This window comes from Sphingomonas sp. Leaf231, assembly GCF_001421995.1.
Classification (GTDB): Bacteria; Pseudomonadota; Alphaproteobacteria; order Sphingomonadales; family Sphingomonadaceae; genus Sphingomonas.
In genome coordinates, this window is record NZ_LMLS01000001.1 from 1277228 (window position 1) to 1296133 (window position 18906).

Annotated in this window: 16 protein-coding genes; 14 read left to right on the forward strand and 2 right to left on the reverse strand. The window is 65.7% G+C overall.

The features are described 5' to 3' along the window. The first annotated feature begins 116 nt into the window (after window positions 1–116). The 10 genes from ASE95_RS05930 to ASE95_RS05975 all read left to right on the forward strand — a co-directional run bounded on the left by ASE95_RS05930 (window position 117) and on the right by ASE95_RS05975 (window position 10163). Window positions 117–428, forward strand: a complete 312-nt coding sequence (locus ASE95_RS05930; protein WP_056632670.1) for an STAS domain-containing protein — start codon at window positions 117–119, stop codon at window positions 426–428. Continuing rightward, window positions 425–793: a response regulator gene (locus ASE95_RS05935; protein WP_056632674.1), complete on the forward strand. Its 369-nt coding sequence runs from the start codon at window positions 425–427 to the stop codon at window positions 791–793. Before ASE95_RS05930 ends, ASE95_RS05935 begins: the two co-directional genes overlap by 4 nt. Beyond that, window positions 790–2742, forward strand: a complete 1953-nt coding sequence (locus tag ASE95_RS05940) for a chemotaxis protein CheA (protein ID WP_056632677.1) — start codon at window positions 790–792, stop codon at window positions 2740–2742. The genes ASE95_RS05935 and ASE95_RS05940 overlap by 4 nt, the downstream gene beginning before the upstream one ends. Beyond that, the gene (locus ASE95_RS05945) at window positions 2729–3247 is read left to right on the forward strand and encodes a chemotaxis protein CheW (RefSeq protein ID WP_327196698.1); all 519 of its coding nucleotides are present in this window, start codon (window positions 2729–2731) and stop codon (window positions 3245–3247) included. The genes ASE95_RS05940 and ASE95_RS05945 overlap by 14 nt, the downstream gene beginning before the upstream one ends. After that, window positions 3244–4128, forward strand: coding sequence for a transporter (locus ASE95_RS05950; protein ID WP_156347892.1), 885 nt, complete (start codon window positions 3244–3246; stop codon window positions 4126–4128). The genes ASE95_RS05945 and ASE95_RS05950 overlap by 4 nt, the downstream gene beginning before the upstream one ends. Before the next feature lie 31 nt (window positions 4129–4159). Then, window positions 4160–5962, forward strand: a complete 1803-nt coding sequence (locus ASE95_RS05955; protein ID WP_056632686.1) for a methyl-accepting chemotaxis protein — start codon at window positions 4160–4162, stop codon at window positions 5960–5962. Continuing rightward, on the forward strand, window positions 5959–6444 hold the full coding sequence (locus ASE95_RS05960; RefSeq protein ID WP_056632688.1) for a chemotaxis protein CheW: 486 nt from the start codon (window positions 5959–5961) through the stop codon (window positions 6442–6444). Before ASE95_RS05955 ends, ASE95_RS05960 begins: the two co-directional genes overlap by 4 nt. Before the next feature lie 67 nt (window positions 6445–6511). After that, a complete protein-coding gene (locus ASE95_RS05965; RefSeq protein ID WP_056633343.1) occupies window positions 6512–7366 on the forward strand; it encodes a CheR family methyltransferase in 855 nt (284 codons plus the stop codon). A gap of 5 nt (window positions 7367–7371) precedes the next feature. After that, the gene (locus tag ASE95_RS05970; protein WP_056632691.1) at window positions 7372–8445 is read left to right on the forward strand and encodes a protein-glutamate methylesterase/protein-glutamine glutaminase; all 1074 of its coding nucleotides are present in this window, start codon (window positions 7372–7374) and stop codon (window positions 8443–8445) included. A gap of 20 nt (window positions 8446–8465) precedes the next feature. Further along, entirely contained in the window at window positions 8466–10163 is a 1698-nt protein-coding gene (locus ASE95_RS05975) for a hypothetical protein (protein ID WP_056632694.1), read from the forward strand. A gap of 85 nt (window positions 10164–10248) precedes the next feature. Here the strand turns inward: ASE95_RS05975 and ASE95_RS18220 are convergent, their stop codons facing one another. Then, complete coding sequence (locus ASE95_RS18220; RefSeq protein ID WP_156347893.1) at window positions 10249–10656, reverse strand: MerR family DNA-binding protein; 408 nt, start codon at window positions 10654–10656, stop codon at window positions 10249–10251. Between the two features lie 72 nt (window positions 10657–10728). On the opposite strand from ASE95_RS18220, the gene ASE95_RS05985 reads away from it, so the two are divergent. After that, window positions 10729–11484 carry a glutaredoxin family protein gene (locus ASE95_RS05985; protein WP_056632696.1) on the forward strand — a complete coding sequence of 252 codons (756 nt, stop codon included), beginning with the start codon at window positions 10729–10731 and terminating at the stop codon, window positions 11482–11484. 128 nt (window positions 11485–11612) lie between these two features. On the opposite strand, the gene ASE95_RS05990 is transcribed toward ASE95_RS05985, so the two are convergent. Next, window positions 11613–13883 (reverse strand): family 43 glycosylhydrolase, encoded by a 2271-nt coding sequence (locus tag ASE95_RS05990; protein WP_200918747.1) that lies wholly within the window; start codon window positions 13881–13883, stop codon window positions 11613–11615. 677 nt (window positions 13884–14560) lie between these two features. Between ASE95_RS05990 and ASE95_RS05995 the strand changes: the two genes are divergently transcribed. From ASE95_RS05995 to ASE95_RS06005, 3 genes are all read left to right on the forward strand, one after another. Beyond that, window positions 14561–16729: a TonB-dependent siderophore receptor gene (locus ASE95_RS05995; RefSeq protein WP_235528201.1), complete on the forward strand. Its 2169-nt coding sequence runs from the start codon at window positions 14561–14563 to the stop codon at window positions 16727–16729. A 68-nt stretch (window positions 16730–16797) separates the two neighbouring features. Further along, a complete protein-coding gene (locus ASE95_RS06000; RefSeq protein ID WP_056632701.1) occupies window positions 16798–17430 on the forward strand; it encodes a nickel uptake transporter family protein in 633 nt (210 codons plus the stop codon). Between the two features lie 390 nt (window positions 17431–17820). Beyond that, on the forward strand, window positions 17821–18837 hold the full coding sequence (locus ASE95_RS06005; RefSeq protein WP_268795806.1) for a sensor histidine kinase: 1017 nt from the start codon (window positions 17821–17823) through the stop codon (window positions 18835–18837). The last annotated feature ends 69 nt before the right edge of the window (window positions 18838–18906 follow it).

An 18906-nucleotide genomic window follows, 5' to 3' on the forward strand; every position in this document is an offset into this window, starting at 1 on the left:
TGTACTATAACAATTATAATTCGTTTGGCCACGATTAGAACCGCGTAACCTAGTATTTACGTTATTCCGCCATTTAGGACGAACAGCAAAGTTGTTCGTCACAGGTGCAATCAAGCATGGATGCAAACACGGTCGATCTTCGCGATCACGCCGGAAAACCGCTCGTCGAGATCCTTAAAGATCTTACCCTCGAACTCCGGTCGGCATTGTCATCGAGTGACATCGTCCGGCTCGACCTTTCCGATTTGACCGATCCCGACATCCGCATTGTGCAGATCGTAGCAGCAGCGCGCCGCCATGCCGCAGAGAGCGGCGTGGATTTCGCGCTCGTCCGCCCTGTCGACGACCGGTTCACCGATCTGCTCGCCCGCGCCGGCTTCGCCGTGGGCGAAGACCCATTCTGGTTTCAGGGAAATGCATCGCAATGACCGCCTCCATCCTTACCGTCGATGACAGCGCCAGCCTGCGGATGGCCATCCGGATCGCGCTGACCGGTGCCGGCTATTCCGTGACGGAGGCCGGCGACGGCGTCGAAGGGCTGGCCAAGGCGGCCGAGAGCAAGTTCGACATGATCGTCACCGACCTCAACATGCCCAACATGGACGGGCTGACGATGATCCGCGAGCTGCGCAACCAGCCCGAACAGGCCGGCGTGCCGATCATCTTCCTCACCACCGAATCCGATGCGGAGATGAAGGCGCAGGCCAAGTCGGCGGGCGCGACCGGCTGGTTGGTGAAGCCGTTCGTGCCGGATCAGCTCGTCAAGGTCGCCCGCAAAGTGCTCGGCCGGTGAGCGCCGACGATCCGATCGCAGCCTTCCGGGTCGAGGCGGCGGAAGTGCTCGACCAGGTCGAGCAAGGCCTGCTGGATCTGGGTCACCGGCTTGACGACACCGACCTCGTCGATGCCGTGTTCCGTGGGCTGCACACGCTGAAAGGCTCGGGCGCGATGTTCGGCTTCGACGCGCTCGCCGCCTTCACCCATCATTGCGAAAGCGCATTCGATCAGGTGCGCAAGGGCAGCGTTCCCGCCACCGCGCAACTGGTCGCCGTCATCCTTTCCGCGGGCGATCATATGCGCGCGCTGGTCGACGGCGACGCGCCCAAAGCGGAGGGCGACGCCATCCTCGTGCGCCTCGCTGCGGCGGTAGAGTCGGCGCGCGGCGAACCGGCACTGCCGTCGGCCGCGCCGGCGTTGCTAGGCTGGGCCATGTCGTTCCGCCTGCCCGCGAACGCGATGGTCAACGGCTCCAACCCACTGATGCTGCTCGACGAACTGCGGGAGCTCGGCGAATGCACGATCGTCGCGCGCACCGACACGGTGCCGCCGCTGGACAAACTCGTCGCCACCGACATCCACCTGACGTGGGATGTGACGCTGACCGGCGACATCTCGCGCGATGACATCGAGGACGTCTTCATCTTCGTGATGGACGACATGACCTTGTCGATCGAGCCGCGCGGCGCGATCGTCCACGAGGGCGACGACGCGGCGGAGACCGTACCCGAGCCGACCTTTGAGGCCGCCGAACCCGAGGCCGCCGCAGCCCGCAGCGCCGCCAAGCCGGCCGGCGAAAGCGTCCGCGTTCCGGCCGAGCGGCTGGACGCGCTGATGGACCGCGTCGGCGAGCTGGTGATCGCGCAGAGCCGCCTGTCGCAGCTGGCGCATCAGGACGGCGGCGTGGCGATGCGCTCGATCTCCGAGGAAATCGAACGGTTGGCCGGCGAGTTGCGCGATACGATGATGGTGTTGCGCATGGTGCCGGTCGGGCAGTTGTTCGGCCGCTTCCGCCGCCTGATCCACGACCTGTCGCGCGACACCGGCAAGGCAATCGAACTGGTCACGGAGGGCGAGGCGACCGAGGTCGACAAGACCGTGATCGAACGCCTGTTCGATCCGCTGGTCCATCTGATCCGCAACAGTTGCGACCACGGCCTGGAAATGCCGGAGGATCGCCGCGACGCCGGCAAGCCGGATGCGGGGACGGTGCGCCTGTCCGCGCATCAGGCGGGCGGCGAGGTGGTCATCACGATCCGTGACGACGGCCGCGGCATCGACCGGGCCCGCGTCCGTGCGAAGGCCGAGGCGAACGGGCTGATCCAGCCCGATCAGCCGCTGAACGACGGCGAACTGCTGCAGATGATCTTCCACCCCGGTTTTTCCACCGCGGCGCAGGTGACCAACCTGTCGGGGCGTGGTGTCGGCATGGACGTGGTGAAACGCACGATCGAAAGCCTGCGTGGCACGATCGACGTTGCCAGCGTCGATGGCGCCGGATCGACGATCACGTTGCGCATCCCGCTGACGCTGGCGATCATCGAGGGATTGCTGATCCGGGTCGGCGAGGGCCGCTACGTCGTGCCGCTGTCGGCGGTCGAGGAATGCCTGGAACTGACGCGGGAGGAAGACGGTCGCTCGCGAGGCCAGAACCTGATCACGCTGCGGGACCGGTTGATCCCGTTCGTCCGACTGCGTGAGATGTTCGCCACCGGCACCAGTCCCGACCCGTTCCAGAAGATCGTCGTGGTGTCGGTCGGCCAGGAACGCGTCGGGCTGGTCGTCGACCAGATCATCGGCAACCACCAGACGGTCATCAAGCCGCTGACCGTCCTGCACCGCGGTGTCGGGTCGTTCGCGGGTGCGACCATCCTTGGCGACGGCAGCGTCGCCCTGATCCTCGACATCGGCCAGCTCGTCGCGGCCGCCCAACCCCGGGAGGAGCGGCTGCGTGCCGTCGGCTGACATGATCCATTCCTCATCATCCACATTCGCGGCGGCCGCAGATGGCATGCTGGAAGTGCTGACCTTCGGCATGGGCGGCGAGACATTCGCGCTCGACGCGGTGCTCGTGCGCGAGATCCTCGACATGGTGCCGCGCACCGCCGTGCCCGGCGCGGACCCGCTGGTCGGCCATGTCATCAACTTCCGCGGTCGCGTGATCCCGCTGGCCGACCTGCGCCCTGCCTATGGCATGGAAAAGCTCGCCGCCACGCTCGACAGCCGCATCATCGTGATCGAGCTGACGATCGACGGCGAGGCGACGCTGGTCGGTCTGACCACCGACCACGTCGACGAAGTCACGACGCTGGATGCCGCCGTGTGCGAGCGGCCGCCGGCGATCGGCATGCGCTGGCCGCAAGAACATGTCAGCGGACTGGTGCGACGCGCGCACGACATCGTCGTGCTACCCGATCTGGACGCGCTGTTCCGGGGGTTCGGCCAGCCTTCCGTGGCGCGGGCGGCGTGACGACGCCATCGATCGCTCCGCGCCGTGCCGGAGCGGAGCGAACCCTTATAAGTCTGACCGCTCTCTTCGCTGCCGCGGTGTCGATGGTGGAACCGGTACCGGCCGGGGCGCAGGCCCAGGCACAGGCTGGCGCACAATCTGCCACGGGAGTTCGCGGCTATTGCTCCGATCGTCCGGGTCTCGGCACGCCGTCGTGCACGATCGATCGCGGTCGCATTTCGGTCGAAACCGGCCTGGTGGACTGGCAGCGCGATCGCAGCACCGGGTCGGTGTCCGACCTCGCCCTGATCGGGGAAACCCTGGTGCGGATCGGCGTCGGCGACGCCATCGAAATCTTCGGCGGTGCCCGGCCCCTCGCCGTTGCCAGAATTCGCGAGAACGATGCCGGCGGCTCCACCATCCGGGGCACGGGCGACGCTCTGATGGGGGTGAAGGTCAATCTCGCGAACCCGGATGGTTCGGGATTTTCGGTCGCCGTCATGCCTTTCGCCACGTTGCCGCTCGGCAACAAGGCGCTCGGCGCGGGACGATGGACCGCAGGGATCAGCGTACCGCTTTCCTATGCGATCCGGGACGACATCAGCCTCCAGCTGACGCCGCGGATCGACGCATCTGCCGATCAGGCTGGCTACGGCCGCCATCCGGCCTGCGGCCTGGTCGCCGGTGTCGGCATGGCATTGCGCGACGCGGTCTCGATCACCCACGAACTCGCCGTGGAGCGCGACCACGACCCCGGTGGCCCGACGACCCGCTCCTATCTCGCGTCGTCCCTTGCGTGGATGTTGCGACACGATCTCCAGTTCGACTTCGGGGCCGTACTCGGCCTCGATGCCGCCTCACCCGATGCCCGCTTCTACGTCGGGATCGCCCGTCTTTTCTGAACCCAACATCTCCCAAATCGGAGCCATTGCCATGCGCGCAACTATCAAGATGAAGCTGGGGGTCACGTTCGCGATCCTCGTAGCGTTACTGATCGCCGTCGTCGGCGTCGGGATCACCCGGATGTCGGCGCTTAACGACGCGATGAGCGACGTCATCGCCGGACCGGCGGCACGCCTCAGCCGCGCACAGACGATCGATTCGAAGATCAGCATGACGATCCGTGCCGAGAAGAACCTGACGATGACGCGGACGGAGGCCGAGAACCGCGAAGTCGAAGCGTCGCTGATGAAGAACCGGAACCAGGTGACCGCACTGATCGGCAGCGCCGTGGCCAACGCCACGGTGCAGGGCAAGCCGATCTGGCTGCAACTGCAGCAGAAGTGGAACGAGTTCCTGCCGGTCAACGAGCGTGTCCGCATTTTCGCCATGACCAACAAGAATGCCGAAGCATCGGCGCTGTCGATCGGCGAAGGGCGCGCCATCGCAAAGGTGATGAGCGAACTGACCGACCAGATCGTCGAGCTTTCCGAGCTGCAGATGAAGGAAGCGCAAGCCCAGTCCGAGAAGCTGTACAGCGCTGCAAGGACGATGCTGTTCGTCGTCGCCGGACTGGCATTGCTGATCGCGGTCGGCGGCGCGGTTTGGATCTCGCGCGTGGTGTCGAACGGGCTTCGCCGCGTGGGCACCGCCATCGATGCGGTAGCGATCGGGGACCTCGACAATGAAGTCGTGGTGACCAGCAACGACGAGATCAAGGATCTGGTCGACACGGTCAACCGCATGACCGTCAACCTGCGCAAGTCGGCCGCGCTGGCCGACACCATCGCGCGCGGCGACCTGACCGTCGATCACCAGCCTTTGTCGAACAAGGACAAGCTGGGCCATTCGCTGGTGTCGATGGTCGAGCGGCTGCGCGGCGTCGTCGGCGACGCTACGCTCGCGGCGCAGAACGTGGCATCCGGCACGCAGCAATTGTCGTCGACCGCCGACCAGATGTCGCAGGGCGCGACCGAGCAGGCCGCCGCCGCCGAGGAAGCCTCCGCGTCGATGGAGCAGATGACCGCCAACATCAAACAGAATGCCGACAATGCGGCGCAGACCGAGAAAATCGCGCGCCAGTCGTCCAAGGATGCCGAGGCGAGCGGCCAGGCCGTCGACAAGGCCGCAACGGCGATGCGGACTATCGCGGAGAAGATCGGTATCGTGCAGGAAATCGCGCGCCAGACCGACCTGCTCGCCCTGAATGCGGCGGTCGAGGCGGCACGCGCCGGCGAACACGGCCGAGGCTTCGCCGTGGTCGCATCGGAAGTGCGCAAGCTGGCCGAGCGTAGCCAGACCGCCGCAGCCGAGATCAGCGCGGTCTCGTCAGACACGGTCGCCGCAGCGGCGCAGGCCGGTGAGATGCTCGCCCGGCTGGTTCCCGACATCCGCCGTACCGCCGAACTCGTTTCGGAGATCAGCGCGGCCTGTCGCGAGCAGGATATCGGGTCGAGCCAGATCAACGAGGCGATCCAGCAGCTCGACAAGGTAACGCAGCAGAACGCCTCCGCGTCGGAGCAGATCTCCTCCACGTCGGAAGAACTGGCCGGTCAGGCGGAGGAACTGCAGGAGGGCATCTCCTTCTTCCAGGTCGAGACCGTGCGTCCGACCACGGCCGCCGCGCGCAAGGCACCGTCGGCCGCGACGAAGAAGGCACCCGCGCGCCCGGCTGCGAAGGTCAAGGCCAGGCCCAATTCGATCGCCGACCAGCAGGCGCGCGCCCGCGGCTTCGCGCTCGACCTGAACCATGGCGGCGCGGATGGCGAGGACGCCGAGTTCGGTCGCGCGGCATGAACGCGCAGGCCGACGTACAGGCGGTCGTGTTCAACCTGGGGGGCGAGACCTTCGCCCTCCCGGTCGGCAACGTCCGCGCGATCATGGATCATCGCGAGGCGTTCCGGATGCCGCAGGGTCCGGAATGGCTGTTGGGGCTGATCGAGGTGCGTGGCGAGGCGATCCCGATGGTCGACCTGCGTGTCCGGCTGGGCCTTCCGGCAGCCGCCATCGGTGCGACGACGCGCATTCTGGTCGTCGACGTTCCGATGGAGCACCGCACGCTGGCACTGGGACTGGTCGTCGACCGCGTGCTCGACGTCGCAAGCTTCGCGGCGGGCGCGGTCGAGACCACCCCCGACATCGGCGTACGCTGGCGATCGGAGTATATCGAGGGCGTGGTGCGCCGGCAGGACGGCTTCGTCGTCCTGCTCGCCGCCGCCCATATCTTCTCTGCCGAGGATGGCGTGCTCGCGCAGGCCCACCTCGATCGGGCCGCCTGAAAACCCGTACCGGAAGATCATCGATGACCCTCACTTTCTCGCCCTTTCCACGGTCGGAGCCGAACGCGTGAGCACGCAGGTGGCAACGAACGACGCCGCCTCGGACCGGCTGGACGCGCGCGACTTCGCCCAGCTGGCCGCCCTCATCGGTGAGGTGGCCGGGATCAAGATGCCGGGAGGCAAGGCCACGATGCTGGAGGGCCGCTTGCGCCGCCGGGTACGCGCGACCGGTACGGGAACCATCGCGGCCTATTGCGACTGGTTCTTTGCCGAGGGACACCAGGGCGAGGAACTGACTCACCTCATCAACGCGGTAACCACGAACAAGACCGACTTCTTTCGAGAGCCACGCCATTTCGACTATCTGCGTGACCACGTTCTGCCCGCATTCCTGAACAATGGCCGCCGAAAGATCCGGATGTGGAGTGCCGCCTGCTCCACCGGTGCGGAGCCCTATACCATGGCGATGGTCGTCGATGCTTTCGCCGCACAGCACGGCGCGCCGGATTACAGCATCCTCGCGACCGACCTCGACACCGAAGTTCTCGAAGCGGCGCAGCGTGGTATCTATCCGGCCGCCATGGTCTCGCCGGTGCCGCCCGCCCATCGCCAGCGCTACGTGCTGGGCGCGAGGGAAGCGGGGCGCATGGACGTGCGCATCGTCCCGGCGCTGCGGGCAGCGATCGGCTTCGCGCGTCACAACCTGATGGACGAACGCTACGACGTCGGTGAGCCGATGGACGTGATCTTCTGCCGCAACGTGCTGATCTACTTTGACAAAACCCAGCAGGAAAAGGTCGTGCGGCGACTTGCCGAGTGCCTGCGCCCGGATGGCTACCTGTTTCTGGGCCATTCGGAATCGATCGCCGGCTTCGACCTTCCCCTGGCCTCCGTGGCCAACACCGTCTTCCAGCGGATTTGATCGATATGAAAAAAGTCCGAGTGCTGGTGATCGACGACAGCGCCAGCGTGCGTCAGGCCATGACGGCGATCCTGTCCGTCGATCCCGAGATCGAGGTCATCGCCGCCGCCGCCGATCCCTTCGCCGCAGCGCGCTACATCCAGTCCGAGGTTCCCGACGTCATCACATTGGACGTGGAGATGCCGCGGATGGACGGGATCACCTTCCTGCGCCGGTTGATGAGCCAGTGCCCCACGCCGGTGGTGATGTGCTCCTCGCTGGTCGAGGACGGATCGGAAACGCTGCTCCAGGCGCTGGAAGCGGGCGCGGTCGACATCATCCTCAAACCCAAGATGGGCGTCGCCGATCACCTTGCCGAGGCGCACCTGCACATCTGCGAAACCGTAAAGGGCGCCGCGGCCGCGCGGCTGGGCGCGCGGCGTTCGTCGCGGGCATCCGCCCCGGCGGCGAAGCTCACGGCCGACGCCGTACTGCCGCCGCCGACCGGTCGCGCGATGAGCCGCACGACCGAGATGGTCGTGTGCATCGGCGCCTCGACCGGTGGGACGGAAGCGCTGCGGGAGGTGCTGGAGGCGTTGCCCGCCAACTCGCCGGGCATCGTCATCGTGCAGCACATGCCCGAAAGCTTCACCAAGGCGTTCGCCAAGCGCCTGAACGGCCTGTGCGAGGTCGATGTGAAAGAGGCGGAAGACGGCGACACCGTCATGCGCGGCCATGTGCTGATCGCCCCCGGTGGGCTGCGTCACACGATGCTGGAACGCCAAGGCGCGCGCTATGTCGTCGCGGTGAAGGAAGGGCCGCTGGTCTCGCGTCACCGCCCATCGGTGGACGTGCTGTTCCGGTCGGCCGCGCGCAACGCCGGTGCCAACGCGGTCGGCATCATCATGACCGGCATGGGCGACGACGGCGCGCGCGGCCTGCTCGAGATGAAGCAGGCCGGTGCCCGCACCATCGCGCAGGACGAAGCCACGTCGGTGGTGTTCGGCATGCCCAAGGAAGCCATCGCGCGCGACGCGGCCGACCGCATCGTGCCGCTGGGCACGATCGCGCGCGAATTGCTCGCGGCATCGGCCCGCTAACAGACTTTACGGAGAGCGTTATGTTCCTTGAGGCGATCAAAGTCGAATTGCCAGCCCAGCCGACCGATTGCACGATCCGCAAGGATCTCGCGCAGCTCGCCGCCAGCCTCGACAAGCAATTTCTGCGCGTCGGCACGACGCTGGCCAATGCCGTCGAGATGATCGACCGCGTGATCGCCGGACTCGACGGCGTCGCCGCCGCGCTCGACGAACGCACCGCGGGGGCCGCGGTGGCGGATCTGCGCCAGGTCGCCGTCGACCTGACAAACCTGCCCGTTCGCCAGGCCGGCCGCGCCGAGCATATGGCCGGCGTGGCCACGATCGCGCGATTGCTGAACGAACATGTGCTGGAAATGCACCAGACGCTACGCGTGCTCAGCATCTACGGCATGAACATCAAGATCGCCGCGTCCGGAGAAGAGCAGTTCGTCGGCTTCGTCGAAGGGATGAAGGTCAAGCTGGGTGTCGGCGAGCAGGAACTGGGCAAGTTTATCGCGCAACTGAAAGAACTGATGAGGTCCGTCGCCAGCGTTCAACAAGCCGATCGTTTGCTCGCCGCCGAAAGCGCGAAGGTCATACCCGCCATTCCAGCCCAATTGTCGAGCGATGCTGCGGCACTGGCTGCGCATCTCACCGGCGTGGCGACGCTGGCCCGCTCCGTCTCGTCGATCGCGCGCAGCGTTCAGGGCAAGGTGGTCGTGGTGCTGGGCGCGCTGCAGGTCGGCGACAGCACGCGCCAGCGCCTGGAACACGTCGTTTCCGCCTTGCAGATGCTGCAAACGAGCGCCGGGGAAGGCGCCGTGGATACGGCGATGGTCGGCCACGTCGAACGCATGCTGGCGGCACAGCTGGAGGCGGCAGCGACGGATTTCGAGCGCGAGACGCAGGCGATGATGTCCTCACTTGCCGATCTGGTGCCGGATACCAGCAAGCTGCTCGATCTGATCGCGGAGCAGAATGACGGTGGCGGGCGCGACTTCCTGAACCGGCTGGAGCGCGGGATCACCGACGTGGAGCATCTCACCGCGCGGCTGCGCGACACCGATGGACGGTCGAGAGCGATGATCGGGATCATCACCGACACGGTGGCGGAACTGTCGGTGCGGCTGGTCAGCGTGCAGCGTATCCGCGTCAACGTGCAGGATATCGCGACCAACACGCGTCTGTTGTGCCGCCGCCATGGCGCGACCGGGCGCGCCGTGTCCGTGATCGCGACCGAGGTCGATGCCAATGCCATCCAGCTCGGCACCGCCACGACACAGGTGGCGCGGGCGATCGGCGATCTCGGCGCGATCGAGGCATCGTTGCGTAACGGCATCACCGATGCGGACGAGCGCGATATGGGCAAGACGCTCGACGGTGCGCTGGGCATCGTGCGACGCGCGTGTCAGCGTACCGAGCAGGTGGCCATGGAGGGTAGCGACGACATCGGGCATCTGATCGAGATGCTGATCGTCACCGGCGACGAACTGAAGCAGGAACTGGGCGCCGCCGGAATGATGCGCGATGCCGCGGCGACGCTGTCGCAGCGGACGCCGGTGGCGGAAATGAACGAGAGCGCGGAGGCGGCCCTTCTGCGACTGCTGCCCGACATCGCGCGTCTTTATACGATGGCGCAGGAGCGAACGGTCCATGCCGGCTTCCTGCTGCCCGGCATGGCCGCCGCCGCGGAGCCGGTCGCGAGTGTCGACGATGATGACGACGACGGACTGTTCTGACGGTCACCGATCAATCACGGCCGGGCCGGACGGTATCGGATTCCGCCGCGCGCGCGACGGTACGATAACGGTTCCATCCACGGGACTACGACCGCTCGAACGATGTCAGGATTGGACACGGACCGTCCGAACCTCTGGCGCACTCGGCGGCCAGCCGGCGTAGTGATGCGCGAGCGTCCTCCAGTGCGGCGATCCTCGCATCAAGGGCGGTGATACGTTCGTTCGCCAGCTCGCGCACCCGCGCGCGATCGTCCGTCGCATCTAGCGCAAGCAACTCGCCGATTTGTTCGAGCGTAAAGCCCGCCGCCTGCCCCGATCGGATGAAGCGCAACCGGCGAACGTCGGCGTCACCATATCGACGGATACTGCCCGCCCGATCGCTGCCCGCTGGCCGGTCCGGGGTCTCCAGCAGCCCGCGTCGCTGATAATAACGGACGGTTTCCACGCAGACCTCGCCGGCGCGCGCCAATCCGGCAATGGTCAGTTCGGCCACACCTTGACTCCGTACTATGGTACGGCACTTATATGGGAGGCAGACACCCGATCGCCATGGGAATTTGCCATCATGTCCGCCCAAGCCACCCGCAAGCACGCCACCCTCTACCGAATGGTGATGGAGAAGCACGTTTGCCCCTATGGCCTGAAAGCCAGGGATCTGCTGCGACGCGAAGGGTATGCAGTGGATGACAGATGGCTGACCACCCGCGCGCACGTCGATGCGTTCAAGGATGAACATGGGGTCAGGACCACGCCGCAGATATTCGTGGAGGGCACCCGAATCGGCGGATACGACGACCTGCGTCATCATTTCGGCAAAAAGGTCGTCGACCCCAAAGCGACCACCTATAAGCCGGTGGTGGCGCTGTTCGCGATCACTGCCTTGATGGCGTTGGCGGCAAGTCACGCCGCATATGGCGCCCCTTTTACCGTTCATGCCGCCCGATGGTTCATCGGTTTCAGCATGACAATGCTCGCACTGCTCAAACTGCAGAATGTCGAGAACTTCGCCACCATGTTCCTCAACTACGATCTGCTGGCGAAACAATGGGTGCCGTATTCCTATATCTATCCTTTCGCGGAGGCGCTGGCCGGGGTGCTGATGATCGCGGGCGTGCTGACCTGGCTCTCGGTGCCGATCGCGCTGTTCATCGGCGGCATCGGCGCCGCGTCGGTCATCAAGGCGGTCTATATGGACGGGCGCGCGTTGAAGTGCGCCTGTGTCGGCGGGTCGAGCAACGTGCCGCTCGGCTTCCTGTCGCTTACCGAGAACCTGATGATGATCGCGATGGCGGTGTGGATGACCTTCGGCATGGCCGGGTGACGGTGCGGCGCTGCGGCGGTGTCGCCGGCACGCTGCCGGCGCCGCATAACGTCCGCCCGGGCGAGCGGGATGTCGCCGCCCGGTCCCGTTGCGCCGACCTGATCGCCGGCGAGCGACCGCGCCACCATCTACCGGACCGTCACCGTCATCGTCACCGAACGGTTGGCGGGCGCGACCTCTTCCCCGGCGGTCATGTCCAGCAACGGGCGACCATCGGCGGCCCAATGGACCCGCCGCACGCGCGTGTCGCGGCCGTCACCACCGACGCCGTTGCCCCATGTGTGATAGACGTACAGCGCGTTTCCGTCCTCATCGGTCGTGAAGGACCCATGGCCCGGACCCTGTTCGTACCGCCGGTAATCGACCACGCCAGCGGGCATCGGCGCGCTTTTCTGAAGCGGAGCACGCCACTTGCGCCAGGAGTCGATTCGGGTGAGGTCGGCATTCCGGTCTGCGGATGCGCCGCCGACGACATAGGTCGGGCTCACGCTGGAGCTTGAATATACCAGCGTTACCCGGTTGCCATGCTGGAGCGCGAACGCACCCTCCGCCAGATTTTCCTCCACCGACAGGTCGGGGGCGATGATCGGCGTCGGTACCGATGCAAGCGACGTCGGCCGCGAAGGATCGACTTTGGCGATCCATGTCAACGGATCACCTAACGGGCCCGCATCTGTCAGGTAACGCTGCGACCATGTGTAATAGGCCTGACCGCCCACTTCGAAATAGGACATGTCGAGGCTGATGTTGCGGTCCTTATCCGGGCGGCCGAGAAACGATCCGTCCGCCTTGCGCACTGCCGATGGCTTCGACCAATCCGCGGCATTCGCCGGGTCGCCGCCGTCGCGCAGCCGCATGATGTGCGATTGCACCGTCACCCAGGTGCCGTTCTCGTTCGATTGGTCGTCCTTGGGGTTGAAGCATGGCGCGAACAGGATCGACAGCTTCCCGCCGATCTCGTGCAGTTCCGGCGCCCAGTAACAGCCGGCGATGACGCGACCCTCGGTGGTCCGATCACGGCGGGTGCGGCGGTTGAGCAGGTCGACCTCGCGTGCGCGACCGCCCTGTTCGTCGGCGAGCTGCGCGATGGTGTCGGCAACGCGGATCGGCAGGTGGGGCGATGACACGTTGCCGTTGTTCGTGTCGTCGGTGGCGACGAACAGATAACGGACCTTGCCATTCCGCTCCCAGCGATAGACGTCGGGATCGGCGCGGTTATAGGCGAATATCGGCGGATAGGCGGGCTGACGTACCGTGCCGCGCACGACGTATTTTCCCGGTCGCGCGCGTGCGAGACGACGAAGGTCGGCGACATTCCAGTCCACCGCGCGCGTCGCATGGGAACCGTCCGAATAATCTAGCTTCGCGCGTACCGATTGCAGGGCTGCCACCCGGCCGGCCGTGACCGTCTGGGGTGCGACCGAGGCCGCGACGTTGACGATCCGGCCGAACCGCCGATGCAACGCCGCGGCAGCGTCGCCGTCGATCGGCAGCGACGAGGCGACGCTTGCTGCGCCGCCGGGGTGCGGGACCGATCCGGTGCCGTCGATCGTGGCGACATCTCCCGACCGCACCTCGCCGACATTGCCAGCCGACACGATCCGGCTGCGGCGACCGTCGGTTTCGGGGAAGAACGGCGTCTCGTGCCGCTCGGTCCGCGCAAGATCCTTCACGGTCGTCCAGCGCGGCTTGCCGGAGCCGTTGATCCACGACACGACATAACGGTTCGCCGCTGCGTCCCACACCGCCCTCGGCCTGCCCACCCCCTCGGTGGTGCGCAGATCGAGCGGGCCGAGTTCGGTGAAGTCGTCCGGATGCGCCCGGTCGGCCTTGAACAGGATCGTGCCGGTCGAGGGCGGGTCGACCTTGCCGGCCATGTCGACCCGCGTCGCGATGATACCGAGCGATCCATCGGCGAAATAGAATAACGACGGATCGATGGTCCCCCGCAGGGCGACGCGATCGACCGCCACATAGTCTCCGCGCGCGAACACCGCGCCGTAATCGTCGTTCAGCGGGGCCGCCGCCCGGTCCCCGCCACGCAGGGCGAAGTGGACGCTGCGCGCGACCTCCGGCTGATTGGCGTCATGCGCGCTCGTCGGCACGCGGGCGTAGGACAACAAGTGGCTGGCGGCCTTGCCGAGCAAGCGTACCGTGAAGCGCTTCTCGATCTTTCCGCCGTCCGGCCTCATCAGCGTGCCGGCGATCCGCACGACCTTCGCCTCCACCCCCGCGTTGACCAGAACGCCACCGGGCAGCGCGACGCCGTCGACGCTCCATGTCACCTCGTGGTCAGCGGGCACGGGCAATCGGGTACCGGTGGCGAGGACCGGCGGAACCACCCAGCTATCGGCGATCGACACCGGATCGATCGTCCGGGAACCGCCCGGCGCGGCCATCGGCTGTTCCGCTGCAACGGCAGCCGGACCGAAGTGCGCCGTCGCCCCTACGACGACGAGCGCGACGACCCTCATCATGACGGCTGCGGGGAGGCTACGTTTCTTGACAATCGACGACATGAAGTTCCATCCGGGCAAGATCAATCTGGGCGCCGATCAGCGCAATCGTTCCATCGGCAACATGTCAGACATCGGGCACACCGCAAGCCCCGAATGATCGGCACATCGGAAGATGACGGCATCCCATTTGCCTGGCTGGATTTTCAGCCAAGCTCTTTTCAACTGTGGGCATCTACGGATGACATCGCTGGAGGAGATTCCACATCGATCAGCCGTCAGGATTGTTCGGCACACAACCGCTTGAAGCCGCTGATGATATTCCGAGATGTGCATCCTCTACGCTCGTGCTCACCAGCCGCTGCTTGGTCCGCCCTCCCTCCCGCGAACGCACGCGCAGGGGAACACCAGCGCCATCAATCCTTCTGTAGCGTTCGGAAAAATAACAGAAACAATTCAGCAACTGATATTGCTAGTGACTCGCAACTTCGACCCGACTAATGGGCTTCCGATCGAAGGGGAAAGTCGTGGTTTATTTCAGCGTTCTACTGGCCGGCGTGGCTGCAATCGGCGGGGTTGGACCTGCTGCCGAAGGATCGGCGCCGGCAGCATCCGCGGACGTGGACAGCGCGGATCAGGCCCGCGAGGGTGACATCCTTGTCGTCGGGAAAAGCTACGGGCGCGCGGTCGGGAAAACCGTGACGCCGCTCAAGGACACGCCGAACACGATCACGGTCATCGACCGCGACCAGATCGAGGCGCAGAATCTGTTCACGCTGGAAGACGCGCTGACCGCCACGAACGGCATCACCGTTAACGGCGTGGGCAGCGAAGACCCATCGTTCCTGTCGCGTGGCTTCGCGATCAACAACTACCTGATCGATGGTGTCCCGACGCTGTCGGTGAACTTCCCATCGGCGGTACCTGACCTGTTCTTCTACGACCGGCTGGAGGTGTTGCGCGGCCCCGCCGGCCTGTTCAGCGGATCGGGCAATCCGGCGGGCAGCATCAACCTCGTGCGCAAGCGGCCGCTGGATTCCGCGCGAATGCAGGCCAGCGCCGGCTATGGCAGCTACGAAAATATTCGCCTCGAACTCGACGCCTCGACACCGATCGGCAGCACCGCGGGCCTTCGCGCCGGAGTGATGGCGCAGGATCAGGATCAGTTCTTCGACACCGCACACCGCAACCGGCTCGACGCCTTCGTGGTCGGATCGCTGGAAATCGGCACGCGGACGACGCTGACCGCGGGCGTGAACTACGATCGTTTCCGTCCCGCCGTCCAGTCGGGCCTGCCCGGCTATGCCGGTGGTGCGGACGGCAGCGACGGCCGTCTGCTCGATGTGCGGCGTTCGACCTATCTGGGTGCGGATTGGAACCGCTTCGATGCGACCACCTGGTCGGGCTTCGCCGAATTGACGCACCGTCTGTCCGATCGCTGGACGCTGCGCGCGACCGGGCTGTATACCGATGTCGATCGCGTCGACATCTACAGCTACATCGGCGCGCAGCCGGTGACCGCGGCCAATCGCGGGCTCACCAACCAGATCGCCTATCGCGGCGACAGCAAGCAGCAGACGCGCTCCTTCGATTTCAACGGCATCGGCAGCTTCCCGCTGTTCGGGCGCGACCAGACGCTGATCCTGGGCGCGGACTATCAGGCGAGTTCCGGCACGTCGTATTTCACCCGGCTGTCGAATTACGCCCGGATCGACGTGTTCAACCCGGTGTCGCCCGCCGAGCCGCCGCTCGATCCGTACGGCCCCCTGCCCCCGTACCCGGTGCAGGGCACGCCCGGCATCTGCACGCCGCCGCAGACACCCGTACAATGCGTGACGCAGGTTTACGGCGCGTCGGCGACCGAGGTCGAGCAATACGGCATCTATGGCCAGACGCGGCTCAGCCCCCTGCCCGGGCTGACGCTGATCGGCGGTGGTCGCCTGACCTGGTACGACACCGATAGCCAGACGTTGTTGCCGGCCGTCGGCATGCGAACCGGCTATACGATCGAGAACCGCTTCACCCCTTATGCCGGGATCGTGTGGGATGTGACCCGCGATCTGAACCTGTATGCCAGCTATGCCGACAGTTTCACGCCGCAGGCACAGCCGGTCGGGCGTCAGCGCGGTGATGGCGAGGGCATCGAGCCGATGATCGGCGAGCAGTTCGAGGTGGGCAGCAAGCTGTCGTTGATGAACAACCGGCTGTTGCTGTCCGCGGCCGCCTATCAGATCACGCAGACCAATCGCCTGTTCAACGATCCGGTCGACACGACGCTTTACTATCAGCTCGGCAAGGTTCGTTCGCGCGGGGTCGAGGCCGAGGCGAGCGGCGAAATCCTGCCCGGCTGGCGCATCAACGGTGGCTATAGCTACACCCGCACCAAGCTGCTGGAGGACATCAATCCCGCGATCGAGGGCACGTCGCTGGTGCCGGTCATCCCGCGCCACATGGGCAAGCTGTTCACCAACTACGCGCCGACCGACGGCCCGCTGGCGGGGGCGAGCATCGGCGGCGGGGTGACCGTTTTCGGCGAAACGTCCGGCGGCACGCCATCCTTGGTCGCCGCGAATGGAACGCGCTCAGTGTCGACACTGGTCCGGCAGGGCAGCTATGCGGTCGTCGACCTGCGCGCCGGGTACAAACTGACGGAGCAGCTCGGGATATCGATCAACGTCAACAACGTGCTCGATCGCAGCTACTACGCGCGCATCTTCTCCACCGCGCGCGGCAATTACTACGGCAGCCCGCGCACCGTGTTCGCCACGTTGCGCTACACCATCGGGTGAGCGGCGAGTTCTCCGCCCTGCCTCTCACCCGGTTCGTTGCGACAATCCCATTCCGGAGGAAATAAACCATGCGCCTATCATCCCTGGCCGCCGTCGTCCTGGCGATGCTCCCGTCCGTTGCGGGTGCGCACGAGATCTGGATCGAACGCGACGCCGCCGGTCCCGCGCGGATCTATCTGGGTGAACCAGGCGAGGCGCCGCCCCCCGGTGGCGACCCGGAATTCGCCAAGCTGCAGAAGCCGAGACTGCTTGGCACCGCTACCGCCCCGCTCGTTCGGCGCGCCGGTTTTCTGGAGGCAGCGGTTCCTGCGGGTGACGTGCGTTTGTGGGACGACACCGTCTTCGCGCCGTGGGGTCCGACCGAAAAGCGCGAGGGCGTCGTCTATTACGCGCGCGCCGGTCGTGAACAGCCGGTCGCGGCGCTCCCGTTCGAACTGGTGCCGGTCGCCCCGAACGCGTCCCGCTTCATCCTGACGCGTGATCGCAAGCCGGTGGCGAATACGGCCGTCACCCTGTTCGCGCCCGATCGCGCGAAAACGGAATTGCGAACCGACGCAGCCGGAATGGTGGCGGCACCGACCGCGCGGCCGGGCCGCTACCTGCTGGTCGCCGCGGCGCGGGACGATGGCCCCGCCACGCTGCCGGGTGGCCCGGTGCATGTGGTGCACCACATCACCACCACGTCGTTCGTCGCCCCCTGAACGTCCAGCGTCCGTTTTGGCGGACAGGGCTGCGGGACACCGCGATCACGAGTCCCGCAGCCCTTTGCACATCGATGCGAAACCATCGTGCCGGCAGCCGCGCCGCGACTCTCCTGGCCGCACCGGGTAGCAGCCGTGCCTGCCAGACCGCCGGAATTGCGAAGCGGGGGCGTCACCGCGTGACCGTCGGCGCTGGGCCGCCCTCATGACCCCGCCATCATCTTCACGAAGCGGCGAACCGGATTTCTTGACCTGTGTTCGTGGTGGATCGCACAATGGCTTGCCACGCGACCGCGGATCGCGAGAGATTACGAAGCATTTGAGATTACCGGATACATTCTGATCAATCCGGTAAAATGGGAGGCTCGGAATCCATGCCGAAACAGCGCCTTGACTGACGGGGATGCCGGGAGCGCGACACCGGCGGAATCCTGGCTCCTGACGCTTGTCGAGGGCATGCCGCAGATGATCTGGCGGGCGATCGATGCCGGATCATGGACGTGGGCCAGTCCACAATGGCAACGATATACCGGGCAAACCTGCCAGGATAGTGAGGACTGGGGCTGGCTGGACGTGGTCCATCCCGAGGACCGGGGGGTCGCGCGCTGCTCGTGGCAGCAGGCGCATGCGCAGGGCGAGTTCCACGCCGATTTGCGGCTGCGATCGGGAAGCGGCGATTACAAGTGGTTCCAGACACGCGGAAAGCCCGTTTTCGACCCCAACGGGCAAGTGATCGAATGGATCGGAACGTCGACCGATGTCGACGACCTCCGCCGCTTGCAGGCCGAGCAGAAAGTGCTCGTGGCCGAACTCCAGCATCGAACGCGCAATCTAATCGCGGTCGTCCATTCGATTTGCGCACAGACGCTCCAGCGCGCGTCCTCTCTCGACGATTTCAGGGACCGCTTCGAAGATCGCCTTTCCGCGCTCAGCCGCGTGCAGGGATTACTGTCGACGTCGGAACATGATCCGATCACGATCAGACGCCTGCTGGAGATCGAGCTGAGCGCGCTGGGCGATGGAGAGATCGGAAGCAAGATCGTGCTGGATGGTCCCGATACGATCATCAGGAACTCGACGGCGCAAACGCTTGCGCTCGCCGTGCACGAATTGTCGACCAACGCATTGAAATACGGTGCGCTTTCTTCTTCTGCGGGACGACTGGACGTCACCTGGCATGAGGAGGAACGCGATGGCGCACCGTGGCTGAGCCTGTTGTGGCGCGAAACCGCTCCATCGCGGCCGCCTGCGGCACCTCAGCAGAAACGTGGCTATGGCCGCATCCTCATCGAACAGGCTTTGCCCCTTCAGCTGGGTGCGCGCACCGACCTGTCGTTCAAGGAAGGAGGACTGTCGTGTTTGATCGACCTGCCCCTGAAGCTTGCCCACGAGAGCGATCTTTCATGAGCGGCAGCGTGTCCCCGCCCACGACGACGTCGCGGCGCATCCTCGTCGTCGAGGACGATGCGCTGGTCG

Coding starts and splice junctions, on each gene's coding strand:
- ASE95_RS05930 (WP_056632670.1), top strand. CDS start 117: ATGGATGCAAACACGGTCGATCTTCGCGATCACGCCGGAAAACCGCTC.
- ASE95_RS05935 (WP_056632674.1), top strand. CDS start 425: ATGACCGCCTCCATCCTTACCGTCGATGACAGCGCCAGCCTGCGGATG.
- ASE95_RS05955 (WP_056632686.1), top strand. CDS start 4,160: ATGCGCGCAACTATCAAGATGAAGCTGGGGGTCACGTTCGCGATCCTC.
- ASE95_RS05960 (WP_056632688.1), top strand. CDS start 5,959: ATGAACGCGCAGGCCGACGTACAGGCGGTCGTGTTCAACCTGGGGGGC.
- ASE95_RS05970 (WP_056632691.1), top strand. CDS start 7,372: ATGAAAAAAGTCCGAGTGCTGGTGATCGACGACAGCGCCAGCGTGCGT.
- ASE95_RS05975 (WP_056632694.1), top strand. CDS start 8,466: ATGTTCCTTGAGGCGATCAAAGTCGAATTGCCAGCCCAGCCGACCGAT.
- ASE95_RS05985 (WP_056632696.1), top strand. CDS start 10,729: ATGTCCGCCCAAGCCACCCGCAAGCACGCCACCCTCTACCGAATGGTG.
- ASE95_RS05990 (WP_200918747.1), bottom strand. CDS start 13,883: ATGGCCGCGCCGGGCGGTTCCCGGACGATCGATCCGGTGTCGATCGCC.
- ASE95_RS06000 (WP_056632701.1), top strand. CDS start 16,798: ATGCGCCTATCATCCCTGGCCGCCGTCGTCCTGGCGATGCTCCCGTCC.